Annotated in this window: 22 protein-coding genes, 1 other RNA gene and 2 pseudogenes; 14 read left to right on the forward strand and 11 right to left on the reverse strand. The window is 48.6% G+C overall.

Annotated features, from left to right (window positions below; all coding sequences use genetic code 11):
* The first annotated feature begins 550 nt into the window (after positions 1 to 550).
* Positions 551 to 2,170, forward strand: coding sequence for a HamA C-terminal domain-containing protein (locus PFH44_RS08005; protein WP_283824756.1), 1,620 nt, complete (start codon positions 551 to 553; stop codon positions 2,168 to 2,170).
* A 1-nt stretch (position 2,171) separates the two neighbouring features.
* Positions 2,172 to 4,316, forward strand: coding sequence for a DEAD/DEAH box helicase (locus tag PFH44_RS08010; protein WP_283824757.1), 2,145 nt, complete (start codon positions 2,172 to 2,174; stop codon positions 4,314 to 4,316).
* A 143-nt stretch (positions 4,317 to 4,459) separates the two neighbouring features.
* Here the strand turns inward: PFH44_RS08010 and PFH44_RS08015 are convergent, their stop codons facing one another.
* The 3 genes and pseudogenes from PFH44_RS08015 to PFH44_RS08025 all read right to left on the reverse strand — a co-directional run.
* Positions 4,460 to 4,768 (reverse strand): TA system toxin CbtA family protein, encoded by a 309-nt coding sequence (locus PFH44_RS08015; protein ID WP_283824758.1) that lies wholly within the window; start codon positions 4,766 to 4,768, stop codon positions 4,460 to 4,462.
* Positions 4,769 to 4,860: 92 nt separating this feature from the next.
* Positions 4,861 to 5,114: pseudogene (locus PFH44_RS08020) on the reverse strand (type IV toxin-antitoxin system YeeU family antitoxin); the annotation flags it as partial.
* A gap of 12 nt (positions 5,115 to 5,126) precedes the next feature.
* Positions 5,127 to 5,375: pseudogene (locus tag PFH44_RS08025) on the reverse strand (JAB domain-containing protein); the annotation flags it as partial.
* 344 nt (positions 5,376 to 5,719) lie between these two features.
* On the opposite strand from PFH44_RS08025, the gene PFH44_RS08030 reads away from it, so the two are divergent.
* From PFH44_RS08030 to PFH44_RS08045, 4 genes are all read left to right on the forward strand, one after another.
* Complete coding sequence (locus PFH44_RS08030) at positions 5,720 to 6,445, forward strand: hypothetical protein (protein ID WP_283824759.1); 726 nt, start codon at positions 5,720 to 5,722, stop codon at positions 6,443 to 6,445.
* A 239-nt stretch (positions 6,446 to 6,684) separates the two neighbouring features.
* On the forward strand, positions 6,685 to 7,779 hold the full coding sequence (locus tag PFH44_RS08035; RefSeq protein ID WP_283824760.1) for a PP2C family protein-serine/threonine phosphatase: 1,095 nt from the start codon (positions 6,685 to 6,687) through the stop codon (positions 7,777 to 7,779).
* Positions 7,763 to 8,809 (forward strand): serine/threonine protein kinase, encoded by a 1,047-nt coding sequence (locus PFH44_RS08040; RefSeq protein WP_283824761.1) that lies wholly within the window; start codon positions 7,763 to 7,765, stop codon positions 8,807 to 8,809. Before PFH44_RS08035 ends, PFH44_RS08040 begins: the two co-directional genes overlap by 17 nt.
* The gene (locus tag PFH44_RS08045) at positions 8,806 to 9,876 is read left to right on the forward strand and encodes a serine/threonine-protein kinase (RefSeq protein ID WP_283824762.1); all 1,071 of its coding nucleotides are present in this window, start codon (positions 8,806 to 8,808) and stop codon (positions 9,874 to 9,876) included. Before PFH44_RS08040 ends, PFH44_RS08045 begins: the two co-directional genes overlap by 4 nt.
* A gap of 267 nt (positions 9,877 to 10,143) precedes the next feature.
* Here the strand turns inward: PFH44_RS08045 and PFH44_RS08050 are convergent, their stop codons facing one another.
* From PFH44_RS08050 to smpB, 3 genes are all read right to left on the reverse strand, one after another.
* Positions 10,144 to 11,385 carry an integrase domain-containing protein gene (locus PFH44_RS08050; RefSeq protein WP_283824763.1) on the reverse strand — a complete coding sequence of 414 codons (1,242 nt, stop codon included), beginning with the start codon at positions 11,383 to 11,385 and terminating at the stop codon, positions 10,144 to 10,146.
* 204 nt (positions 11,386 to 11,589) lie between these two features.
* Positions 11,590 to 11,953, reverse strand: a transfer-messenger RNA (tmRNA) gene (ssrA, locus tag PFH44_RS08055).
* Between the two features lie 143 nt (positions 11,954 to 12,096).
* Entirely contained in the window at positions 12,097 to 12,579 is a 483-nt protein-coding gene (gene smpB, locus PFH44_RS08060) for an SsrA-binding protein SmpB (protein WP_045855711.1), read from the reverse strand.
* 153 nt (positions 12,580 to 12,732) lie between these two features.
* On the opposite strand from smpB, the gene PFH44_RS08065 reads away from it, so the two are divergent.
* Both PFH44_RS08065 and PFH44_RS08070 read left to right on the forward strand, forming a co-directional pair.
* Positions 12,733 to 13,170 carry a type II toxin-antitoxin system RatA family toxin gene (locus PFH44_RS08065; protein ID WP_198389073.1) on the forward strand — a complete coding sequence of 146 codons (438 nt, stop codon included), beginning with the start codon at positions 12,733 to 12,735 and terminating at the stop codon, positions 13,168 to 13,170.
* Positions 13,160 to 13,453, forward strand: a complete 294-nt coding sequence (locus PFH44_RS08070) for an RnfH family protein (RefSeq protein WP_045855709.1) — start codon at positions 13,160 to 13,162, stop codon at positions 13,451 to 13,453. Before PFH44_RS08065 ends, PFH44_RS08070 begins: the two co-directional genes overlap by 11 nt.
* A gap of 80 nt (positions 13,454 to 13,533) precedes the next feature.
* Here PFH44_RS08070 and bamE read toward each other — a convergent pair whose 3' ends face one another.
* The 3 genes from bamE to nadK all read right to left on the reverse strand — a co-directional run bounded on the left by bamE (position 13,534) and on the right by nadK (position 16,649).
* Positions 13,534 to 13,875: an outer membrane protein assembly factor BamE gene (bamE, locus tag PFH44_RS08075; RefSeq protein ID WP_041146798.1), complete on the reverse strand. Its 342-nt coding sequence runs from the start codon at positions 13,873 to 13,875 to the stop codon at positions 13,534 to 13,536.
* A gap of 147 nt (positions 13,876 to 14,022) precedes the next feature.
* Positions 14,023 to 15,684 carry a DNA repair protein RecN gene (gene recN / locus PFH44_RS08080; RefSeq protein ID WP_283824764.1) on the reverse strand — a complete coding sequence of 554 codons (1,662 nt, stop codon included), beginning with the start codon at positions 15,682 to 15,684 and terminating at the stop codon, positions 14,023 to 14,025.
* Between the two features lie 86 nt (positions 15,685 to 15,770).
* Complete coding sequence (gene nadK, locus PFH44_RS08085) at positions 15,771 to 16,649, reverse strand: NAD(+) kinase (RefSeq protein ID WP_041146796.1); 879 nt, start codon at positions 16,647 to 16,649, stop codon at positions 15,771 to 15,773.
* A gap of 123 nt (positions 16,650 to 16,772) precedes the next feature.
* Between nadK and grpE the strand changes: the two genes are divergently transcribed.
* The gene (gene grpE / locus PFH44_RS08090) at positions 16,773 to 17,363 is read left to right on the forward strand and encodes a nucleotide exchange factor GrpE (protein ID WP_283824765.1); all 591 of its coding nucleotides are present in this window, start codon (positions 16,773 to 16,775) and stop codon (positions 17,361 to 17,363) included.
* 125 nt (positions 17,364 to 17,488) lie between these two features.
* Here the strand turns inward: grpE and PFH44_RS08095 are convergent, their stop codons facing one another.
* Positions 17,489 to 18,775: an HlyC/CorC family transporter gene (locus PFH44_RS08095; protein WP_283824773.1), complete on the reverse strand. Its 1,287-nt coding sequence runs from the start codon at positions 18,773 to 18,775 to the stop codon at positions 17,489 to 17,491.
* A 150-nt stretch (positions 18,776 to 18,925) separates the two neighbouring features.
* The gene (locus PFH44_RS08100; protein WP_045855699.1) at positions 18,926 to 19,717 is read right to left on the reverse strand and encodes a cytochrome C assembly family protein; all 792 of its coding nucleotides are present in this window, start codon (positions 19,715 to 19,717) and stop codon (positions 18,926 to 18,928) included.
* Positions 19,718 to 19,884: 167 nt separating this feature from the next.
* On the opposite strand from PFH44_RS08100, the gene ffh reads away from it, so the two are divergent.
* The 5 genes from ffh (at position 19,885) to rplS (ending at position 23,491) form a co-directional block, all read left to right on the forward strand.
* A complete protein-coding gene (gene ffh / locus PFH44_RS08105; protein ID WP_041146792.1) occupies positions 19,885 to 21,249 on the forward strand; it encodes a signal recognition particle protein in 1,365 nt (454 codons plus the stop codon).
* A 240-nt stretch (positions 21,250 to 21,489) separates the two neighbouring features.
* Positions 21,490 to 21,738 carry a 30S ribosomal protein S16 gene (gene rpsP / locus PFH44_RS08110; protein ID WP_041146791.1) on the forward strand — a complete coding sequence of 83 codons (249 nt, stop codon included), beginning with the start codon at positions 21,490 to 21,492 and terminating at the stop codon, positions 21,736 to 21,738.
* An 18-nt stretch (positions 21,739 to 21,756) separates the two neighbouring features.
* On the forward strand, positions 21,757 to 22,305 hold the full coding sequence (gene rimM, locus PFH44_RS08115; protein ID WP_045855721.1) for a ribosome maturation factor RimM: 549 nt from the start codon (positions 21,757 to 21,759) through the stop codon (positions 22,303 to 22,305).
* A 31-nt stretch (positions 22,306 to 22,336) separates the two neighbouring features.
* The gene (trmD, locus tag PFH44_RS08120) at positions 22,337 to 23,104 is read left to right on the forward strand and encodes a tRNA (guanosine(37)-N1)-methyltransferase TrmD (RefSeq protein WP_045855697.1); all 768 of its coding nucleotides are present in this window, start codon (positions 22,337 to 22,339) and stop codon (positions 23,102 to 23,104) included.
* A gap of 39 nt (positions 23,105 to 23,143) precedes the next feature.
* Positions 23,144 to 23,491 (forward strand): 50S ribosomal protein L19, encoded by a 348-nt coding sequence (gene rplS / locus PFH44_RS08125; protein ID WP_041146788.1) that lies wholly within the window; start codon positions 23,144 to 23,146, stop codon positions 23,489 to 23,491.
* Positions 23,492 to 23,506 lie beyond the last annotated feature (15 nt).

Here is a 23,506-nt window from a genome sequence, read left to right on the forward strand (position 1 = left end):
CGGTGGGCCTTTAGCGGGTGGGATGGCTGAGGGGCTGGTGCAGGTGGGATTCCAGGGAATGAAATGCGTGAGTCGCGTTGCGGGGCGATAAAGCGTTTGCTTAAAGGAACGGTGAGCGGGGTGGGGTTCTGCTGCCGGGTAGACGTTGGGGTTGGGTCTGGAAGGCGTGAGGTTCATCAGCTGAATTCAGGTTTCGGGGGAAAACTGCAGGCACAAAAAAGCCCGCAGGGCTTGTGCCGTGCGGGCTTTCTGTACTTCACCGGACGTATCCGGATCACGATTTGGTGGGCTGGCGGAGTCTGAATTGGTTATCTAATTAATTGAATTTAAATGGGTTGTAGCTAATTCAACTTTTCACTGGTGCCTAAAAGTTTTTTCACCATTTTTGCATGGGTAGATGGCAGTAAGGGTCAATCTGTCGTGATGACTACATATGTGCTGGAAAAGTGTGCTAATCTGGTAACCTCTTACTTTATATGGTTGTATTTGTTGAACAGATCACAACCGAAGGTATCCCTGAAGGTATACATAGCTTAGAGATAAGGAAGTTATGGCAATTACTTCTACCCCATCTAACAAAGGTGGCCCTGCGGCTAGGCAAGGTTTTAAATATCAGGATCATGTTGCCGTCAGCTTTATACTAAAAATGCTCCAAGATAGTTCTTATCTGCAGATCGAATGTGAGACAGCAGATGACATAGTTGCGGTCTCTCGCCCAAATACAGAATTCATTTACGAGTATATTCAGGTCAAAACGACAGAGGGAGACACAAAATGGAATCTCACTGAAGCAACAGCTTTGGAAAAGGGCAGACCTGATAGCTCACTGTTTCAAAAATCTCTGAAATGCGACACGCGACTCGGCATCGCTCATTTCCGGATTGTCTCTAAGAGAGATATATCAAAACCACTGCAATGTTTCCTCATTGATATCGGCAAGCGAGTGCTTCCTGATGATTGTACGGAACGTGGGGTTAAGCTAGTTAAAAAATTCCCTAAGACGATATCAGCTCAAAAGAGAGATTTTAAATATTGGGCTGAAAACTTTGTTTGGCAAGTCTGTGGTGAGACTGCATGGCTTGAAGCTATGAACGTCCGTGTGTTATCAGAATTAGCAGAGCAATATGGCGTAGTGCCTAGTCATCGGCAGCAGAAAGAAATATACGAACACTTCCTTAACTGGGCAGATGACGCTGCGACCTCTGATGTTAAAACCCAAAGTCAGATGAAAATCATAGCGCGAAAAGAAGCCCTTGAGTGCTTTAGCAAATTACTCGATACGGTTGAAGCTTCTTCTTCAATAACTGCTAAACCTTATAAATCTAAACCAGAACCCTTTTTAGTGGAGTTTCATAGCGTAGCTGAAACCGCTCTTCTACGCTCTTTAGCGGGATTTGATGTTGAGTATGATTTTGGTGAATGGAGATGTAAGGAACTAGCTGAACACTTAGTGGAGTGGCTTCCTGAGTTCTGTTTACGTGCTAGTGAGATAGCTAATTTCCAAGTACATCACGCAAAAACAATCTTAGCTAAATCAATTAGCACTTTCACACAAGCAAAAATGCCACGTGATAAACTCATCGCCGAACTTATTTTGCATACGATTTTGCGATGCAGAAAAGACAGTGAGCCGATAGCCTGTAAGGTTTTCTATGAGTCGGAAGGGAAACTATCAGAATTTGGTAATGCCCATATTGTTCATCAGGCTGGTAAAGCCGATGAATTATGGCTTGGCCTTTCTAAAATGATCCCTACTGGAAAGATGGACGATACGCTAAAAGAAATTTGTAGTGTACTAGACACTACCATTTCTAAAGCTGTATTGAGTTCCGAGCGTGAAATTATAATCACGCTGCGTGAACCTCACCACCACTTACCTACCGCGGAGCAATTCAGTAAGGCATTAAGTAAGCATTCGCCTGCTCAAGAAATGCTCAAGATTATGTGTTTCCCTATACTTCTTGCTTACGATAGTGATGTACTTGGAAGAGGATATGCCTCCGATTACATTAATCATTTAAAGAATGAGATCTTGGCTCACTATAGCGAGCTAAAAAGCAGATTACCCCCAAAAGTCTTACAAGTGAAAATAGCTATTTTCCTTCTTCCAATAGAAAACATCCAGAGATTAGTCATCGAATTTAACTCGTTTTGTAGGACTGGAATTTGATATGAATTACGAAATTACAAAAAAGAAAATTCATTTGATCGGGAGCAAGGGTATCTCCACAACTGAAATTCTTGTGGCGATAAGTAAAATTGTCAATAGAGGTATTCCCGAATGGGAAGGTCGTGATTTAGTAATACGAGCTTTGGATAAAATTGATTTTTTTGATACTGTTGAAAAGTCACTCTTATTAAGCATGGTTCGTTCTGTAGGGTTATATCCATATATCAAGCCTTATCTTGATGAAGTATCGGATCATGACCGCTTGGCATATGAAATACATCGAATAGATAATGTTGAACCAGGAATGGTATTTCACCGTCTCCAAGCTCATGTATACAACTTACTGATGCAACGTAAGAATGTTGTTCTTAGTGCATCCACTAGTGTAGGTAAAAGCTTAGTCATTGATGCGATTTTAGCTAGTAAACAGTACAGTAAAATAGTAGTTGTTGTGCCTACCATAGCGTTAATAGATGAGACCCGACGCAGGATGGTTAAACGATTCAGATCACATTGCAATATAATCACCCATCCTAGCCAAGAGGCTACTCCTTCTTTAGCAAATGTCTACTTGCTGACACAAGAGCGTGTACTTCAACGTGGCGATTTAGATGATGTAGATTTCTTTGTTATTGATGAGTTCTATAAGCTGGACCTTGAAAATGATTCAGATGAGAAAAACCGTTCAATTGACCTAAGTCTTGCATTTCACAGGCTTGCTAAGCAGGGTGCGCAATTTTATTTGCTTGGGCCAAATATCCAAGATATTCATGGCCTTGAAGCCTACGAATATAATTTTATTCCATCAAGTTTCTCAACAGTTTCGGTTGATGTGTATCACTACAATCTTTCGTCGAAAGGAGATGCACGTAAAGGAAAACTGCTTGAGCTTTGTTCGCAACTATCTTCCCCTACGCTAATCTATTGCCAATCTCCTGCTAGTGCAAATAAAGTGGCCCAATTTCTTATTAATGAGGCTAATCTTCCCCGTGTGGAAAATACTCAGGATGTTGCAGATTGGATTGGTAAACATTATCACCCTGATTGGAATATATCAAAGGCAATATCGCTAGGTGTAGGAATTCACCATGGTGGGGTTCCACGAGCACTTCAGCAGTACTTTGTGAAGCTGTTCAACGAAGGGGCTATTCGGTTCATCGTTTGCACCTCGACAATGATTGAGGGTGTTAATACTTCTGCTGAAAATGTCATCATTTATGACCGAAGGGTCAACAATACTCCATTTGATTTCTTTACCTTCAAAAATATATCTGGTCGAGCTGGGCGTATGAACCGTTACTTCATCGGAAAAGTTTATATGCTTGAAGCTCCCCCATTAGAGAAAGACTTAAGCATTGAATATCCTGTAGGTTCTCAGAACGAGGATTCACCTATGGGCTTGCTTCTCAAATTAGAACCTGAGTTTTTATCTGACCTATCCCGTCAACGGTTAGAGCAAGCCTATTCAACGCCACAGATTTCGGCTGTAACATTGATCGAAAACCGCCATGTACCAATAGAGGTGCAAGTCAAAATCGCAGAACAGATTTTAGAAGATCAACATGAACATAAGCATCTTCTTTGCTGGAAAGGTAATCCTGAGCAGAATCAGCTTGAGTATCTTTGTAGTCTCGTTTATGAGCATCTTCCTCACAATCTCATGGAATACGGTATTTTCTCGGGGCTCCAACTGGCTTGGCATATAAATGCGCTAAGGTCACAGAAGAACTTCACTGAATATCTTCAACAAGCGATTGATGATGATTGGCATAACCGCACACCCAGCGAGGCAATAGGACTGCGGCTAAAATTAATCCGTAACGTTATCAGCTACCGTTTGCCAAGGGATTTTATGTCTATCAGTAGAATCCAGGCCGATGTTTTAGGCAGGCGAAATCTTGAGTTTGGAGATTATACCTTTATCTCAGAACAACTTGAAAACCTGTTTCAAGATCCTTTGATTACTGCTCTGGATGAATACGGTATCCCTATACAGATATCTACTAAAATAAAAGGAATGATACTTCCATCTAATAACTTAAATGAGGTGCTCGCTAAGCTAAGGAAGCTGGTTGTAAAAATTGACGAAATGCAATTAAGTAAATTTGAAAAAAATATTCTACGTTGGGCTATAGCCGAAATGTGACTGCCAATGTTGCTGGGGATGTCAACCCCCAGCCTACAAATTCGTAACCAAGACTATATGTGTATAGAGCACTAATAATAAAACTGTATTAGTGGTCTTTGTTTGAGAATCTTACTACTAGCTTAATACTATTATGAATCATTTTAAGCATAAGCGCGTCTGGCTTTGAGAATATCGCTAGCAGTCAAAAATGACGTCTGCTCCTGCCAGTTGAATCCCTTACGGTCAGTGCGCAATAGTTCGTAGCGTTCCACTAGGAAATTTACCGCATCAGCAAGCGTGATACCCGCCTCGATATGTTCCGCGATAGCCGCGCCATCATGAAATGGTGTGTCGTTAAGCGTCAGGCCGTAATGGCGCTCCAGCAGATAGGTTAAAAGGTACTGCCAGACCTGCACGGGCGACAGGCGTGACGAAACCGGCACCGTGGCCGGTACAGATGAAATATGCATGAGTTTAGTCCTGATAATGGAAGGTAGTGTTATTGGATTGGATAAATAGAAACGTAGCCACAGCTACTACGGGTATCAGCTATGCAGGTTCAACCCGCAAGCTGAATAGTCACTTAATGTTGCTGGCGTGGATTAAGCTTACCGGAATGCAACATTACTTCCAGTTGATTTTAAACAGCGGGAAAACTTGATCCAGTTTATGTAATTGCTCCGAGCTAAAGCTCCCCGTCAACCCAGCCTTATCAGCCAAGTAATGCAGCCGATTATCTTCCTGAACCAATCTTGCATCAAAGCGCGGGGTGATATCGCTTTGTAGTCCCCATTCAAGAGATGGTGTGAATGACATGGATACCACCGTTTAAATCAAACCCTGCTCGGCAAAAGATACCACTTCGTTTCCAACCACAAGATGATCCAGCACGCGCACTTCCACCAGTGCCAAAGCTTTAATGATTCGCTGGGTAATATGTTTGTCCTGCTGACTGATTTCTGACCTACCAGAAGGATGGTTATGGGCCAGAATGACCGCAGCGGCGTTATGCCTGAGGGCTGATTTAACCACTTCGCGGGGATGCACTTCGGTATGGCTGAGAGTGCCGGTAAACTGGACTGACCCGGAAAGGAAGATAAGTAGGCGGGGACCCTGTAGTAGTCATCAGCATGCCGCGTCTTTTTTTCATTGGCTGCAGACTGAGAAAATTGGTGAAGCAACACCTGTAACCACTAAATAACTAAAAAAATCAGTTGCTTAAATTCATTGGTGAATTTAACAGCTTGCAAAGACCAGTAAGTACTCTTAATCCGCTGCTGTATCGAATATCTGATCTGACTTATGGCGGCTTTGATTGTGCCCTATGACGTCAAGATACTGTGAGCTGGGCCGATAACATACTGATGCATCAGATGGTATAGTGCGGCTAAATCATTGATCTCGGAAGAAGGGACGATTCGATGGAAAGTGGCATGGTGATAAACTATGAAGAGAATTTTCAGTGTCTCTGCAGCGATTTTGAAAGAAAATTAAAGCAAACCAATAAGCAGGATGGTTTGTCGGAGGCTGAGATTGGTTCGGTGCTTGCATCAGGGCAAAAATGGGCTTCTGACTTCTTCCGACAGTTTGGAGAGAACGATGTTGAGGCTCATTACAATACTGCTCTCATCCAAAAATTTGAACAACTATGCCATCAAACTGATCGTGACGGTACTATGACTGGTACTACTGATATCGCCGTCGGTCTGGATACTCTTAGTCAAACCTTCAGAAAACAGGGAAGAGTAAGGGAAGCCTGTAAATATCTTGCAATAGCTTGTGGGTATCTTGAGTTAAAAAAAGATCTGTCGATTCTGTATAACGTAGCATTGAGCTTTACGGAACAGAAGAAAAGTGAACAACGAACGTCTAGGGCGAGAAAGGGTGGCCTTGCAAGGGGGCGCAAATTTGAACCTGCCCGTCAAAAAGTCATCGAGCTCCTGGAGACTACGGAAAAACCAGAGCAAGGCTGGTCATTCAAGGAGGAAGCATTTGACGCCATTGATGAAGCGTTACGAAATTTTATCGATGAGGAATGCATTGCTTTGAAGGATAGTGACCTCCGCGCGCGAGTGTTGCGCTGGTCGAATGAAAGGCCCAATGTCAAGGAAGCTTTTGCGAGAGTAGTTACAAACAAGATTCTCTAAACGTCAATTGCAATTCATATTAAACCGTATATTTAACCATTTTGATATGCTTTGCAATATAAAATGTTTGTATTTTGTAAAATTTTGCATTTTGCCTTCACTAATGTTGCGTATTAACTAACGATTAATTTTTCAATCCATTTTTTTAATTGATTTAGTACGGAGCATTTCATTTTTGTAGCAAGTCACTTAAAATATGGGTCTTGCATTCCTCTGAAAACTAGGAGTTAAAGAAGCTAATGCATCCTTTCCAAGACAGTCTCCAGGTATGGTTTTCTAGGAAACTACCTGAACATGCATTTAATCAATGCTGGGAAATTCCATTTGTTTTATCAAGCGACATTGGCTTGGTGCGTAAAGAAAATCAAGATCGCGTTGCAGCTCTCCACACTGGGAAAAAGTCAGTTAATCCGCTCTTTGCTATAGCAGTGGTTGATGGGATGGGCGGGATGCGTGACGGAGGGGTTTGTGCTTCTTTGGCACTCTCAGGATTTTTCTATGCATTAATCCAATATCGTTCTCTCGAAATAAAAGATAGAATAAATGCAGCAATAAAGCTAGCTAATAAACAAGTTTTCGACATTTATAATGGTAGCGGCGGAGCGACATTAACCGCAGTTTTATTTGATTCTCAAGGAAATCGCTTGTTTGTGCATGTGGGTGATACCCGGATATATACCTTTAGTTCCAATGCTCAAGTACAACGGCACACAACTGATGATTCATTAGCTGAGGCTGTTGGAGGAAGTGGGAGAGAATTACTTCAGTTCGTTGGGATGGGAGAGTCAATGCAACCTAAAATAGCAGAGCTCACCGATGCAGGTGAGTTTTGTGCTATTACAACTGATGGTATTCATGGCATCGAAGAAAAAACACTGAATAAGCTTTTTGTCAATTCTTCTGATATAAAACAAATTTCAGAAAGATTATGTAATGTATCAAAGTGGTGTGGAGGTCATGACAACGCTACATCCGCAATATTGAACTTGAAAAATATAGCGGAATCTTTATCCCACTATGAAGTTAATGGTATTAGAATATGGGATGCTCAAGGGGACTTAACTACACTGTGGTTGAGGGAGGGGGATGTTGGAATTAATTTTTTACAGGGGCAGAATGTAAATAATTCAATTGATACAGGTGAAGGGGTTTTATCGTCTAAGCAAGTCTCTGAAAAATTAACCAATGAACAAAAAAAGATTAATAAAGATAGAGCTTCTAAAAAAAGAACGGTCAATAAAAAGAAAGCGGATAGTCAGCCTGAAAAAATACAACTAGATATCGAAATTGGTAAATCAGGAGAGAAAGGAGAATTCGATGTTGATACAGAATAGATATAGAACTCTTGACACGTCTGATAGAGGGGGAATGGGAGAAGTATTATATTGTGAGGATATACATCTGCAACGACAGGTTGTATTAAAATATCTTCAACCTGGTGTAGATGGGCGGCGACTGTTAGATGAACAAAAAGCATTGACTAAAGTTCGTTCTAAACATGTAGTTCAGCTTTATGATATTGTCACAATTAATAGTGTCGGTATTGAATATCCGGCTATTATCCTTGAGTATATTAATGGTGAAACTTTAATCATTGGTAACTATTCTGCTGATATCGAATACTTAAAACTAATATGGCAGATATCTTGTGGTTTAGCTGAGATACATGCACATGGTATAATTCATCGCGATATTAAGCCCAGTAATATAAAAATAGATAATGAGGGTGTTGTTAAAATCCTTGATTTCGGCCTTTCAAGGAACCATGCTGATGCGCAAACAAGGAGTATTATTGGAACACCAATTTTTATGGCTCCAGAACTATGGGGTGATCAGACAATCGCTTTTGATTCATCAATAGACGTCTACGCTTTTGGCGTTACTTGCTTTGCTCTTCTCTCTGAAAACGTACTCGGTAATTTAGCCGAACGGCCGCCAGTTCAACCATCATTGGCTGATTTTTCTTTTCCATTCGCAAGCTTGCCTCAAGAAGTATCACAAATGCTACATAGTTGTGTTGCTACCAATAAAATAGATAGGCCAACTATGCAAGATGTCGCTGAGTTATTAGAAAAACAACTACTTAAAGATAAACATCGCGCAACTGTTGTATTGAATGGTGTAGTCCATATCTTAGACAATAATAATAGAAGAATTATACTTAATGCCTCTATTGGTAGTCTTACAATTGAATACAATGGGCTTGAGTTCATTGTTGCTCAAGTCATCGGTGCCGTTTTTATTAACAATACTCAGGTTCGAGTGGGAAATGTTGTTCCAGGGTGTTGTGTTCTTACATTTGGTACAAGTAGCGGAAGAACATTTGTTACTTTCGATGTTTCTAACCCTGAGGTGATGCCATGAATGCAGGCGATGTTATTTCAGAACGTTATAGAATCGAACGTCATGTTGGTCGAGGCGGGATGCAAGACGTATATTTAGCGTATGATATTTTACTTGAAACTTACGTTGCACTTAAAACTCCGCAACTTGGTCAACCAGATACAAGGTTTAAAACAAGTGCTATAATTTCTGCCCGGGTTAATCATCATAATGTCGCGAAAACATTGGATTACATCGAGGAGAATGGTTCTTTATTTCTAATCGAGGAATATGTTCCTGGAGATAATCTAGAAAAACGATTGAATATTTTCGGAGCAATAGACCCTCATTTGGCAGCAAGAATATTTTTGCATGTCTCCAAGGGGGTGGCAGCTTCGCACCATGCTGGTGTAGTACATCGTGATTTAAAACCGAGTAACATAATTGTTGAGTCCGATGTTAATCTTCATGAGTTAAAGCTAACTGATTTCGGTATTGCGACTTTGACCGAAGAAGTCTTTGAGGAGGCTGCACGTGGAGGTGATATAACACGTTCAACCTCTGGTACGATCCGGGGTGCACTTCCTTATATGGCCCCTGAGATGATGTTTAGACAACCTGGTGAAAATCCTGGTAAGTCAGTAGATATTTGGTCGTTGGGAGCAATGATGTTCCAAATATTAACTGGAAAGGTTCCCTTCGGTGTTTATCTCCAAGCCGCTGTTAATGTTCAGAACAGAAATAGAGAACCTTGGCCAGGATTCATGTTAGCTAATCCTCAATATAAAAATCTTTCGTTACAACTCCAAGCTATAGTAGAAAAATGCCTTCAGTATGATATAGCTGATCGCCCTTCAGCGGACGAGATAGTGGAAGAAATATCTGAACTGTGTTTTATCGGTGTTGATAGGGAATTGGGGACTGTTTCTAATCTTATCCAAAACGGATATAGTGGATTTATTGACGGAGACAGTGGTGGTACTACATTCTTTAGTCAGGAAAGCGTTTACGGTCAAATAAACCGCGCAACTCGAAGTAACAAAGTATGTTACTCAAGTTTCCCCGGCTCCCCGCGAGATCGTGCTCACCCTATTATTGTGCTTACTTAAATCTTAAATACTTTTTTGTCGCTGTTGGCATTTGCATGTTTTAAGTTTGGAATATCAAAGCTGTGTAAGCAGCTTTGATATTTAATCCACATCTAAGTTCTTTCCTTAGTATCATATGCACAACATTTCTATGAGTTATCATGCTATGAAAGCATGTTTTTGTACTGACTTCGATTCAGATTGTAATCCAACAAACATGCCGATTTGTCCTCAAAAGAGTATTCGGATCTAGAAGTCAACACCTGCTTGCCGTTGATGCAAAAAGTATTAGCCTACGAGGCGAAGTCCTTCTTTACCACTTTTTATCATGCCCTCACTATCAGCCACTCCTACAAAATCAGCCCACCATTGCATCATAGGTCGTCGCTGCTCAAGATAATCACTGCGGTTATCCGCACGACGAACCTCGTTCTTATCCACGTGGGCCAATGCCGCTTCAATAACGTCAGGTGGAAAACCCTGTTCGTTAAGGGCTGTACTGGCGATAGAACGCAAACCGTGTGAAACGAGCATACCACCAAAACCTGCACGTTTTAGCGATGCGTTAACGGTCTGGCTATTCATTGGCTGGTTGGGCTTAATACGGCTAGGAAAGATAAATTCTCGGTCCCCGCTTAACGGCTCCATCATCTCCAGCACAGCTATTGCGTCATCTGACAATGGAACAGTATGGTCGCGGTTCATTTTCATGCGTGCTGCAGGAATCTTCCATTCTCGCGCTTCAATGTCTACCTCTTCCCAGCGAGCTTCAGCCGCTTCGGCAGGGCGGGTAATAGTAAGAAGTTGCCACATGAACAGGCAGCGTGTGGAGAGGCTAATGCTGGCTGTTCGCATTGTCTGCATCAGTTGAGGTAGCTGATCCGGTCGAATGCTGGGCATGTTCTTTTTCTGAGGCTTCTTGAAGGCTTTACCGATATTCACGCTGGGAACCGCATCAATCAGACCTGTGTTCTGGGCATATATCATGACCTCATTGATACGTTGGCAAAGGCGACGAACGGTTTCCAGCGCTCCTCTGGCCTGAACCGGTTGCACGGCCTGAACCAGTGTGTGAGCTTTAATATCTGTAACGCTAACGTCGCCAATCGCAGGAAAGACATCTCTTTCAAGAGAGCGCCAGATATCTTCCGTATAGTCTTCTGTCACACTAGCTTTCTTCACATTCCACCAACGTTCAGCTACGAGCTGGAAAGTATTGGTTTTGGCTTCCAGCGAACTGCGAAGTTGTTCTTGCTGATGTTCCTGTGGATCGATTTGTTTCGCCAGGAGAGAGCGAGACTCTGCCCGGTAGTTTCTGGCATCGGCAAGCGTAACTGACGGGTAAGGGCCTATGCTCTTTTTCGCACGTTTCTTGGTGACAGGGCGAATGTAGCGAAACTGCCAGATTTTACTCCCGCTGGATTTGATCAGTAGCTCAAGGCCATCGCCATCATAGAGAACGTAGTCCGCTTCCTTGGGTTTAGCAGATTCGATTTCTTTAACGGATAGAGGTTTGGTTTGTCTTGCCATTGCCGGGTTTCCATAGTTTTAGGCACCTCAAAAACAATAAAGCTTTATGAGGTGCCTAACAAGGTGCCTAAAAGGTTCGGATTTAATTAGTTGGCATCAGACTTCGCGGGACAAATTCAAGGCACAAAAAAGCCCGCAGGGCTTGCGCCGTGCGGGCTCTTAGGACTTCATCGGATGACTCTGGTAATCACCGATGGAGAATTTTGGTGGAGCTGGCGGGAGTTGAACCCGCGTCCGAAATTCCTACATCCTCGGCACTACATGCTTAGTCAGTCTTTACATTCGCCTGGCACCTGCGGACAGACACGCCACTACCAGACTAGCCTGATTAGTTTTAACGCTTCAACCCCAGGCAGGGTATTCACGCGATCTCTTTTGGGTTTGACCTCTCTTTGATCCCCGTCTTAAGAGCGGAAGCTAGGGAGAGAGGGCTCAGAGCAGGTTATTAAGCTGCTAAAGCGTAGTTTTCGTCGTTTGCGACTATTTTTTTGCGGCTTTTTACGAGGCCAACCGCCCCTCGGCATGCACCTTGGGTTTCGCGAATCCCGTCGAATCCAGAATCAGCCCCAATGTGTTAGAACAAGTATAACAGATTTATGAACAGGCTTACCAGCCCCCGTTCGGTGGTTTATGGCGTCTGGTTGGGCAAAAAAGCAGCATCAACAACGATATAGCACAAGGGCCAGCTTAGCTGGCCCTTAGAGGAGGAGATTAGCGTCCGGCGTGTTTCATAATGCGCGCTTTATCGACCGCCCATTCGCGGTCTTTCAGATCGGTACGCTTGTCGTGCTGTTTCTTACCTTTCGCCACGCCGATTTTGACTTTGCACCAGGCGTTTTTCCAGTACAGCGACAGGGCAACGACGGTATAACCTTCCCGGTTAATACGGCCGTACAGCGCATCGAGCTCGCGCTGATTCAGCAGCAGCTTACGGGTGCGCGTCGGGTCGCAGACGTAGTGGGTCGAAGCCACGGCCATTGGCGTAAAGTTGGCACCAAACAGATAGGCTTCGCCGTCCTTCAGGATCACGTAGCTATCGCCGATGTTGGCTTTGCCGGCGCGCAAAGATTTGACTTCCCACCCTTGCAGGGCAAGACCCGCCTCGTATTCATCTTCGATAAAGTATTCATGACGGGCGCGTTTATTCAGCGCAATGGTGGCTGATCCAGGTTTGTGTGCTTTTTTCTTAGTCATAGTGTCCTGAAGTCATCGCTTATCTTATACATAGTTACCTCAATCCATCCTGCGAGGTGTAACGCGTTATCTTAGCACGAGTTGTGGCACAGCGTTTTTTTTAGCAGCAGATAAATGATATTATTTGCGCCGTGTTTAAATGTGGAACTTGCTATGCCTCAGATTAGCCGTACCGCGCTGGTGCCGTTCAGCGTGGAGCAGATGTATCAACTCGTAAACGATGTGAAGTCCTACCCTGATTTTTTGCCAGGCTGCACCGGTAGCCGCGTGCTGGAGTCCGGACCGACGCAGATGATGGCGGCGGTTGATGTGTCCAAAGCAGGCATCAGCAAGACTTTCACAACGCGAAATACGCTAACCAGCAACCAGAGCATCCTGATGAGCCTGGTCGATGGCCCGTTTAAATCGCTTATTGGCGGCTGGCGGTTTATTCCGCTGAGCCCGGATGCGTGCAAAATCGAATTCCACCTCGATTTTGAGTTCACCAATAAGCTGATTGAAATGGCGTTTGGCCGCATCTTTAAAGAGCTGGCGCTCAACATGGTGCAGGCGTTTACCACCCGGGCGAAAGAGGTTTATCGTGTCGGCTAAAATCGTCGTTGAAGTCGCCTACGCCTTGCCGGAAAAGCAGTATTTGCAAAGCGTAAAGCTGGAGGAGGGGGCGACGGTCGAACAGGCGATTATTGCCAGCGGGCTTCTGGCGCTACGCGACGATATCGACCTTGCGAAAAACAAGCTGGGAATTTATAGCCGCCCGGCTAAGCTGCACGATGAGGTTCATGATGGCGATCGGGTGGAGATTTACCGGCCGCTGATTGCCGATCCGAAAGAGCTTCGGCGCCAGCGGGCAGAAAAAAAGAACGACGAGAAGTAGTGTCGGTTGGCATAAAAAAAGCGCTCAATGAGCGCTTTTTGCGTTTCCGGAGCGGTATGACTACCGCCGCGGTCTGCGCATCAGTCTTTGGTCAGAGCCGGTTTGTTATCAATGTTGGTTAACACACCGCTGCTGTTAAAGGTCAGAGTGAGGGTCTGCTGGGTAATTTTTTCATGCCCAGGCTGCTGACGGAAAACGTAGAACCAGGTGTTAGTGCCAAACGGATCCGACATCATTGGGGTACCCAGAGCATAAGCAACCTGCTGTTGCGTCATGCCGACACGAATTTTTGCTACATCGTTAGGTGCCAGATAGTTACCCTGGTTGATGTCAGGACGGTAAACCACTCGTTCCAGAGTGGAACAGCCTGCGGTCAACATAAGAAGAACCGCTGCGGCAGCAGTCAGCGTTTTACAGCGCATAGTGATTTTATTCCTTTTCGGGCCCGAGCAGTACGTGGCTCATCTGTAATATGCCGATAATAATAGACCTTTGCCCAGTTGGAAACCTTCGACTGCAGGTCTTGCGGCAATTTGCTGTTCACTATGACTCTGCGGAAATCAAAAAGTTTACGCCGCGAGCAACTCTTTCGCGTTTGCCAGCGTGTTGCGCGTGACTTCACTCCCGCCCAGCAGGCGAGCCAGCTCCTGCAGACGCGCGCGTTTATCCAGCGGATGCATGTGGGTTTCGGTCATCTCACCGTCGGTCTCTTTGCAGACGATAAAGTGATGGTGACCGCAGCCAGCCACCTGCGGCAGGTGAGTGACGCACATGACCTGAGTCGATTCTCCCAGCTGGCGCAGCAGCTTGCCGACCACGGCGGCCGTTGGGCCGCTGATGCCGACATCAACTTCATCGAAAATCAGCGCCGGCGTTTCCATCTTCTGTGCGGTAATGACCTGAATCGCCAGTGCAATACGGGATAGCTCGCCGCCGGAGGCGACTTTAGCGATAGGCTGCAGCGGCTGGCCGGGGTTGGTCGTCACGCGAAACTCGATGCGATCCGCGCCTTCGGCGGTCAGATGACGCTCATCAAAGGCGATATCGATAGCAAAGACCCCGTGAGGCATGGAAAGTGAGTGCATACTTTCAGTGATCAGTCGGGTCAGCTCATCGGCGCTGCGCTGACGCGCGGCGTGCAGCTGGCGGGCCGTTTCCAGCGCCAGCTGGTGATGTTCAACCACCGTCTGGCTGAGCGACTCCAGAGAGCCTGCGCTGTCGTCCAGCAGGCGCTGCTCTTCTAACAGCGCCTGATAGAACGCAGGCAGCTCTTCCGGCGTAATTTGATGCTTGCGCGCGAGGGAAATCTGCCGCGAGATGCGCTGCTCCAGTTCGAACAGGCGGTTCGGGTCGAGATCCAGGCGGTCGTTGTAATGGCGCAGCTCGTCGGTTGCCTCGCTAAGCTGAATTGAGGCTTCTTCCAGCATATCCAGCACGCTTGAGAGCTTGCCGTCCATGCCGACCAGCTCGCCCACCAGCTGCTTAGCGGCGTAGAGCTGGCTCTGCAGGTTTGCCTCTTCGCCATCCGCCATTACCGTCAGCGCATGCTGGCAGGTGCTCAGCAGCTGGCCGCTGTTGGCAAGGCGCCTGTACTCTTCGTCGATTTGTTCGAATTCACCCTGCTGAGGGCAGAACTCGTTCAGCTCTTTTAGCTGATACTGCAGCAGGTCGGCGCGGGCGGCGCGTTCCTGGCTCTGCTGCTGATGCTGCGCCAGCTCGCGGCAGCTCTGGTGCCACTGGCGATAATGACCGGCCATGAGCTGAGTAAGCGCATACTCACCGGTATAACCATCGAGCAGCGTTTTTTGATGTTCTGGCTTGGTTAGCAGCTGGTGCGCGTGCTGGCCGTGGATCTGGATAAGCAGCTGGCCGAGCTCGCGAAGCTGGGAGAGAGGAACGGCGGTACCGTTAATGAAGCCGCGCGAGCGGCCGTCGGTGCTGATGACGCGGCGAAGTAAACACTCACGTCCGCTTTCCAGCTGGTTCTCTTCCAGCCAGCGCTGCGCGGCGGGCGTATCCTTTAGCGCGAAGCGCGCGCACAGGTCCGCGCGGCTGGCACCTCTTCGCACCATGTCTGCTTCCGCTCTGCCGCCAAGGCACAGGCCAAGCGCATCGATGGCTATCGATTTCCCCGCACCGGTTTCTCCGGTGATGGCGGTCATGCCGCTGTGGAAATCGATCTCCAGTTCACGAACGATAGCAAAATTACTGATGGTGAGTTGCGCCAACATAGCTGCCTTCCTGTATGAAAAACCATTACTGTGTTTTCGTACAGTATAGACTGGTTTTTTATCCAGTAAAGAGGCAGCTTATAAAATCAGAATAATTTTTTCGACCAGCCGAGCTTGGTGCTCAATGTATTGAAATAGCTGTAATCTTTCGGATGAATAAGATTCAGGTGGTAGTCGCAGCGGTGGATTAAGACATCTTCGCCGTCCTGAATCGGCAGGGCTATCTGGCTGTCGCAGCTGATCTCAAGGTCGCTGCAGCGCTGGGAGAAGCGCAGGCGAATGGTGCTGTCGCCGTTAATAACCAGCGGGCGGGCCGAAAGCGTATGCGGGAACATCGGCACCAGGGTGATGGCATCGAGCGAAGGCGTCAGAATAGGGCCTCCGGCGGAGAGCGAATAGGCGGTGGAGCCCGTCGGGGTGGAGATAATCAGGCCGTCGGAGCGCTGGGAGAAGGCAAAGACCTCGTCGATATAGACCTCGAACTCGATCATATGCGCGACCTTGCCCGGATGCAGAACCACTTCATTAATCGCCGTGCTAATGCGTTTCTGGCAATCCTGCTGGCAGACCTGGGCCTCCAGCAGAAAGCGTTTTTCGGCGATATAGTGGCCTTCAAGCACGTCGGCAAGCTGCTGCAGCGCGTTATCCGGGTCGAGGTCGGTCAGGAAACCAAGATTGCCGCGGTTAATGCCGATCACCTGAATATCGTACCGCGCCAGGGTGCGCGCGGCGCCGAGCATGTTGCCATCACCGCCAACGACGACCGCCAGATCCGCCTGCTGGCCAATTTCCGCCAGCGTTCCCGTTTTGACGTTGCTAAGCTGTAGCTCATGGGCGATCTGTTGTTCAACCAGAACTTCATAGCCTTTGCTGCACAGCCAGCGCCAGAGCATTTCATGTGTGGTCAGCGCGGTCGGGTGACGAGGGTGCCCCACAATGCCTATACACTTGAAATGGTTCTTCATGTTCTGGATGTCCTTGCGTTAAATGAATGATGACAATCTGACTGCTTCCCTTGAAACCCGGAAACTGATCCCCATAATAAGCGAAGTTAGCGAGATGAATGCGAAAAAAACGCGGAGAAATTCATGAGTAGTAAAGAACAGAAAACGCCTGACGGGCAAGCCCCGGAAGAAATTATCACGGAACAGCACGACAACGTTGAGGCGGTTGAGCCTGAGGTTTCTGCTGACCAGGTGGATCCGCGCGATGAAAAAATTGCGAATCTGGAAGCGCAGCTGGTTGAAGCCCAGACTCGTGAACGCGAAGGTGTCCTGCGCGTAAAAGCGGAAATGGAAAACCTGCGTCGTCGCACCGAGCTTGACGTGGAAAAGGCGCATAAATTCGCTCTGGAGAAGTTCGTTAACGAACTGCTGCCGGTGATCGATAGCCTGGACCGCGCGCTGGAAGTGGCCGATAAAGCCAACCCGGACATGGCTTCAATGGTTGAAGGTATTGAGCTGACGCTGAAGTCGATGCTGGACGTTGTCCGTAAGTTCGGCGTGGAAGTGATTGCCGATACCAACGTGCCGCTGGATCCTAACGTCCACCAGGCCATCGCGATGGTTGAGTCTGAAGACGTGGCGGCGGGCAACGTGCTGGGCGTGATGCAAAAAGGCTACACCCTGAACGGTCGTACTATTCGCGCAGCGATGGTGACCGTGGCGAAGGCGAAGTAATTCGCTGTAAAACGGCCGCCCGCGGGCGGCCGTTTTTTTATGCTTTATTTCCCTGCGCTGGCGCCGGTTTGGCGGCAAAAAAAACGGCGAACCGAGGTTCACCGCTTCACTGAGTTCATGCCCGATTATTCCGCCGCGCTTTCACGAAGCGGCTTCACCGGCATCACCTTCACCTGCTTAATCATATTGTCCTGAACGTCGAGAATATCGATGTCGTACAGCTCGATGCGCACGCGGGTGCCGGGAACGGGGATCTCTTCCAGCGCTTCGAGAATAATGCCGTTAATCGTTCGGGCTTCGTCTTCCGGCAGGTGCCAGTTAAACGCCTTATTGATTTCACGAACGTTGGCGCTACCGTCAATAATCACCGAGCCGTCGTTGAGCGGGGTCACTTCCTCCGCCAGGGTGGGTGACATCGAGGTCGTAAAGTCGCCGACAATCTCTTCCAGAATATCTTCAACGGTCACCAGGCCCTGGATATCGCCATACTCGTCGACTACCAGCCCCACCTTCTTCTTATTGCGCTGAAATTTCACCAGCTGCGTGCTTAGCGGCGTGCCTTCCGGCACGAAGTAAATCTCGTCCGCGGCGCGGAGCATCACCTCTTTGGTGAACTCCTTTTTCTCGGTCATCAGGCGGTAGGCCTCCCTGACGCGCAGCATGCTGATGGCGTCATCAAGCGAACCGCGGTAGAGCACAATGCGGCCGTGCGGCGAGTGGGTGAGCTGGCGGACGATAGACTTCCAGTCATCGTTAATATCGATGCCGATAATCTCATTACGCGGAACCATAATGTCGTCCACGCTGACCTTCTCGAGGTCCAGCACCGACAGCAGCATGTCCTGATTGCGGCGGGAGATCTGCGTGCGCGATTCATTCACGATGGTGCGCAGCTCGTCCTTGCTCAGCGCCCCGCTGATAATGATATCGGTCTTGATGCCCATCATTCGCATCAGCAGGCGGGTGATGGTGTTCAGCAGCCACACCAGCGGCATCATCAGCACCTGCAGCGGCGCCAGCAGTAAGCTGCTCGGATAGGCGACTTTCTCCGGATACAGCGCGGCGATAGTCTTGGGCAGGACCTCGGCAAAGACCAGCACCACGAAGGTCAGAACACCGGTAGCAATCGCGACGCCGGCATCGCCGTACAGGCGCATGCCGACGATAGTGCCCAGCGCGGAGGCGAGGATATTGACCAGGTTGTTGCCGATCAGCACCAGGCTGATTAAGCGATCGGGTTTGCGCAGCAGCTTTTCGACGCGCTTCGCCTGGCGGTTACCCTGTTTCGCCATATGACGCAGGCGGTAGCGGTTCAGCGTCATCATGCCGGTCTCAGAACCGGAGAAATAGGCTGAGATGATCACCATGATAATCAACGTCACGATTAGCGTGGTGGTAGAGATGTGTTCCAGGAGGGACTCCTTAAAGCCTGTCCCACCGGGCGATTACCGGCCTGACCCGGCAGCATCTGGGATCCTCGCATACTCAGAGTATGCGGCGGTTTGTCCGCGCTGCCGGCGCCTGTCGCAATGCTGCCCGGTGGAGTTGCTCGTAGTCTGGATTTAGCTAATAAACTGCTGAAGGACGCGGCTGCCAAAATAAGCCAGCGTCAGTAGGCCTGCGCCGGTGACGTTAAACCAGACGACCCGGCGACCGCGCCAGCCTTCATGGTAGTGTCCCCAGAGCAGGACGATATAAACGAACCACGCCACGATCGACAGCACGGCTTTATCAATGTTTTCCGTGCTGAACAGGTTATTCATATAGAACAGCCCGGTGCACAGCGTCAGCGTCAGCAGCACCACGCCGACCTGGGTGATATGAAACATTTTACGCTCAATACTCATCAGCGGCGGCATTTCGTGACTAAAAGCCAGCTTTTTGTTTTTCAGCTGATAGTCAATCCAGGCCAGCTGCAGGGCATACAGGGCGGCGATGATCAGCGTCGCGTAAGAGAAGAGCGAAAGGCCAATATGCACCAGCATGCCTGGGGTTGTTTCCAGGTGCGTGATGTACTCGTTGGGTACGAAGGTGGCGAAGGCCAGATTGATCAGCGCAAACGCGTAGACGATGGGCAGCAGCAGCCAGCCTCGGTTGCGCGACGCGACGATGGTCATCACCGTACAGATCATCAGGCTGACCAGCGAGCCGACGTTGAGTAAGCTGAGATTTTGCCCGCTACCGCCGCCGGGGAAAATGCGTGACTCCAGCGCAAAAGCATGACAAATCAGCGCAATAGTTGCGGAAAGTATCGCCATCCGCCGCCAGCTGCTGTTCTTTTGCAGCAGGCCGGGAACGATCAGCGCCAGGCTGACGGAATAGGCGACAAGCGAGAGTAGAGCAAAAACAGGCATATGGGCGTCGACTGTTGACTAAACAAGAAAGAGAAGCAGTATAGCGTTACGCGACGTCGGCTCCAACCGTTGCATCACATCCCGGTACATGTCGTGTTATACTGCGGCAAATTTGTATTTGTGGTGTCGCTGCGGCGACCGACAGTTTCCACCTCAGGCGAGAGACAATGTTTGATAATTTAACCGATCGTTTGTCGCGTTCGCTGCGCAACATCAGCGGCCGCGGACGCCTTACCGAAGACAACATTAAAGAAACCCTGCGTGAAGTGCGCATGGCGCTGCTCGAGGCAGACGTTGCTCTGCCCGTCGTGCGTGATTTCATCAGCCGCGTAAAAGAGAGCGCGGTGGGTCATGAAGTTAACAAAAGCCTGACGCCGGGCCAGGAATTCGTCAAGATCGTGCGCAACGAGCTGGTTGCGGCGATGGGCGAAGAGAACCAGGCGCTGGACTTAGCCGCTCAGCCGCCGGCCGTAGTGCTGATGGCGGGCCTGCAGGGCGCCGGTAAAACCACCAGCGTCGCGAAGCTGGGTAAATTCCTCCGTGAGAAGCACAAAAAGAAAGTGCTGGTTGTCTCCGCGGACGTTTATCGCCCGGCGGCGATTAAACAGCTGGAAACGCTGGCCGAACAGGTGAGCGTTGATTTCTTCCCGTCCGACGTCGGCCAGAAGCCGATCGACATCGTTAACGCCGCGCTGAAAGAAGCGAAGCTGAAGTTCTACGACGTGCTGCTGGTGGATACCGCCGGTCGTCTGCACGTTGACGAAGCGATGATGGACGAAATCAAGCAGGTTCACGCTGCCCTTAACCCGGTAGAGACCCTGTTTGTCGTTGATGCGATGACCGGCCAGGATGCGGCGAACACGGCGAAAGCGTTTAATGAAGCGCTGCCGCTGACCGGCGTCGTGCTGACTAAAGTGGACGGCGACGCCCGCGGCGGTGCGGCCCTGTCGATTCGTCATATCACCGGTAAGCCAATTAAATTCCTCGGCGTCGGCGAAAAAACCGAAGCCCTGGAGCCGTTCCATCCGGATCGTATTGCCTCCCGTATTCTCGGCATGGGCGACGTGCTGTCGCTGATCGAAGATATCGAGAGCAAGGTTGATCGCGCGCAGGCCGAAAAGCTGGCCTCCAAGCTGAAAAAGGGCGACGGCTTTGACCTTACCGACTTCCTCGAGCAGCTGCGTCAGATGAAGAACATGGGCGGCATGGCCAGCCTGATGGGCAAGCTGCCGGGTATGGGGCAGATCCCGGACAACGTTAAGTCGCAGATGGACGATAAAGTGCTGGTGCGGATGGAAGCCATCATCAACTCGATGACGCTGAAAGAGCGCGCCAAGCCTGAGATCATCAAAGGCTCGCGCAAGCGCCGTATCGCCGCGGGCTGCGGGATGCAGGTGCAGGACGTTAACCGTCTGCTCAAGCAGTTTGACGATATGCAGCGCATGATGAAGAAGATGAAGTCGAAAGGCGGCATGATGAAGATGATGCGCGGCATGAAAGGTATGATGCCGCCGGGCTTCCCTGGTCGTTAATACGCGTCATCATTCAAGCCGCAGATGCGTTGGCTGCATTCGCTCACCCCGGTCACGTACTTGCGTACGCTCCCGGGGATTTACTCACTTGCCGCCTGCCTGCAACTCGAATTATTTAGCGTATTGCAGTTTTGAATTGATTTTTGCACAGAAATCAGTAAAATTTTCGGGCTTTTAATATGACACCCGGGCCCCGTTCCTCGATGGGGCCCGGTTGTTCTATTCACACAAGAGGATGTTATGGTAACTATTCGTTTAGCTCGTCACGGCGCTAAAAAGCGTCCGTTCTACCAGGTTGTTGTCACCGACAGCCGTAATGCACGCAACGGTCGCTTCATCGAGCGCGTTGGTTTCTTCAACCCGATCGCTTCCGCGAAAGAAGAAGAAACTCGTCTGGATCTGGATCGTATCGCTCACTGGGTTGGCCAGGGCGCTACCGTTTCCGATCGCGTAGCTACGCTGATCAAAGCAGCGAACAAAGCAGCTTAATCTGTCACGGTGGTCATGATGAGCAAGCAACACACCGCACAAGCACCTGTTGATCCGATCGTATTGGGCAAAATGGGTTCTTCCTACGGTATCCGTGGTTGGCTCAGAGTGTTTTCCTCCACCGAAGACGCCGAAAGCATTTTTGACTATCAGCCCTGGTTAATCCAGAAGGCGGGTCAGTGGCAGGTTGTTGAGCTGGAAAGCTGGCGCCACCACAATCAGGATATCGTCATCAAGCTGAAGGGCATTGACGATCGCGATGCTGCGAATCTGTTGACTAATTGCGAAATTATCGTGGATTCCTCGCAGCTGCCGAAGCTCGGAGAGGGCGACTATTACTGGAAAGACCTGATGGGCTGCCAGGTAGTCACCACCGAAGGCTATGGCCTGGGTAAAGTCATCGATATGATGGAAACCGGGTCAAATGACGTTCTCGTCATTAAGGCAAACCTGAAAGATGCGTTTGGCATCAAGGAGCGGCTGGTTCCGTTCCTCGATGGGCAGGTTATCAAGAAAGTCGATCTCGCTACTCGTACAATCGAAGTAGATTGGGATCCTGGTTTTTAAATTCTCCGAATAAACGGTAAAAGACGGCGCTATGTGGATTGGCATAATTAGCCTGTTTCCTGAAATGTTCCGCGCAATTACCGATTACGGGGTAACTGGCCGGGCAGTAAAAAATGGCCTGCTGAGCATCCAGAGCTGGAGTCCTCGCGACTTCGCGCATGACCGGCACCGTACCGTGGACGATCGTCCTTACGGCGGCGGACCGGGGATGTTAATGATGGTGCAACCCTTGCGGGACGCCATCCATACAGCAAAAGCCGCGGCAGGTGAAGGCGCTAAGGTGATATATCTGTCGCCTCAGGGACGCAAGCTTGATCAAGCGGGCGTCAGCGAACTGGCAACGAATCAGAAGCTGATTTTGGTGTGCGGTCGCTACGAAGGGATAGACGAGCGCGTAATTCAGACCGAAATTGATGAAGAATGGTCAATCGGCGATTACGTACTCAGCGGTGGTGAGTTACCAGCAATGACGCTGATTGATTCCGTTTCCCGGTTCATTCCGGGGGTTCTGGGTCATGAAGCTTCGGCAACGGAAGATTCCTTTGCCGATGGTCTGCTGGACTGCCCACACTATACCCGCCCTGAAGTGTTAGAAGAGATGGAGGTACCGCCAGTATTGCTGTCGGGAAACCATGCTGAGATACGTCGCTGGCGTTTGAAACAGTCGCTGGGCCGCACCTGGCTTAGAAGACCTGAACTTTTGGAAAACCTGGCTCTGACTGAAGAGCAAGCAAAGTTGCTGGCGCAGTTCAAAACTGAACACGCACAACAGCAGCATAAACATGATGGGATGGCGTAAGCCCCCGATATCAGTTTACCCAGGATAAGAGATTAAATTATGAGCAACATTATTAAGCAAATTGAACAAGAACAGATGAAGCAGGACGTACCTTCCTTCCGCCCGGGTGATTCCGTGGAAGTGAAAGTATGGGTTGTTGAAGGTTCCAAAAAACGTCTGCAGGCATTCGAGGGCGTGGTTATCGCTATTCGTAACCGCGGTCTGCACTCTGCATTCACTGTTCGTAAAATTTCCAACGGCGAAGGCGTTGAGCGTGTCTTCCAGACTCACTCTCCGGTAGTTGACAGCATTGCTGTTAAACGTCGTGGTGCTGTACGTAAAGCTAAACTGTACTACCTGCGTGAGCGTACCGGTAAGTCTGCTCGTATCAAAGAGCGTCTTAACTAAGATTCGCTTTCGCGA

The organism is Klebsiella sp. Ech2A, assembly GCF_030078455.1.
GTDB classification, from domain to species: Bacteria; Pseudomonadota; Gammaproteobacteria; order Enterobacterales; family Enterobacteriaceae; genus Klebsiella; species Klebsiella terrigena.

Coding starts and splice junctions, on each gene's coding strand:
- PFH44_RS08005 (WP_283824756.1), top strand. CDS start 551: ATGGCAATTACTTCTACCCCATCTAACAAAGGTGGCCCTGCGGCTAGG.
- PFH44_RS08010 (WP_283824757.1), top strand. CDS start 2,172: ATGAATTACGAAATTACAAAAAAGAAAATTCATTTGATCGGGAGCAAG.
- PFH44_RS08015 (WP_283824758.1), bottom strand. CDS start 4,768: ATGCATATTTCATCTGTACCGGCCACGGTGCCGGTTTCGTCACGCCTG.
- PFH44_RS08030 (WP_283824759.1), top strand. CDS start 5,720: ATGGAAAGTGGCATGGTGATAAACTATGAAGAGAATTTTCAGTGTCTC.
- PFH44_RS08035 (WP_283824760.1), top strand. CDS start 6,685: ATGCATCCTTTCCAAGACAGTCTCCAGGTATGGTTTTCTAGGAAACTA.
- PFH44_RS08040 (WP_283824761.1), top strand. CDS start 7,763: ATGTTGATACAGAATAGATATAGAACTCTTGACACGTCTGATAGAGGG.
- PFH44_RS08045 (WP_283824762.1), top strand. CDS start 8,806: ATGAATGCAGGCGATGTTATTTCAGAACGTTATAGAATCGAACGTCAT.
- PFH44_RS08050 (WP_283824763.1), bottom strand. CDS start 11,385: ATGGCAAGACAAACCAAACCTCTATCCGTTAAAGAAATCGAATCTGCT.
- smpB (WP_045855711.1), bottom strand. CDS start 12,579: ATGACTAAGAAAAAAGCACACAAACCTGGATCAGCCACCATTGCGCTG.
- PFH44_RS08065 (WP_198389073.1), top strand. CDS start 12,733: ATGCCTCAGATTAGCCGTACCGCGCTGGTGCCGTTCAGCGTGGAGCAG.
- bamE (WP_041146798.1), bottom strand. CDS start 13,875: ATGCGCTGTAAAACGCTGACTGCTGCCGCAGCGGTTCTTCTTATGTTG.
- recN (WP_283824764.1), bottom strand. CDS start 15,684: ATGTTGGCGCAACTCACCATCAGTAATTTTGCTATCGTTCGTGAACTG.
- nadK (WP_041146796.1), bottom strand. CDS start 16,649: ATGAAGAACCATTTCAAGTGTATAGGCATTGTGGGGCACCCTCGTCAC.
- grpE (WP_283824765.1), top strand. CDS start 16,773: ATGAGTAGTAAAGAACAGAAAACGCCTGACGGGCAAGCCCCGGAAGAA.
- PFH44_RS08100 (WP_045855699.1), bottom strand. CDS start 19,717: ATGCCTGTTTTTGCTCTACTCTCGCTTGTCGCCTATTCCGTCAGCCTG.
- ffh (WP_041146792.1), top strand. CDS start 19,885: ATGTTTGATAATTTAACCGATCGTTTGTCGCGTTCGCTGCGCAACATC.
- rpsP (WP_041146791.1), top strand. CDS start 21,490: ATGGTAACTATTCGTTTAGCTCGTCACGGCGCTAAAAAGCGTCCGTTC.
- rimM (WP_045855721.1), top strand. CDS start 21,757: ATGAGCAAGCAACACACCGCACAAGCACCTGTTGATCCGATCGTATTG.
- trmD (WP_045855697.1), top strand. CDS start 22,337: ATGTGGATTGGCATAATTAGCCTGTTTCCTGAAATGTTCCGCGCAATT.
- rplS (WP_041146788.1), top strand. CDS start 23,144: ATGAGCAACATTATTAAGCAAATTGAACAAGAACAGATGAAGCAGGAC.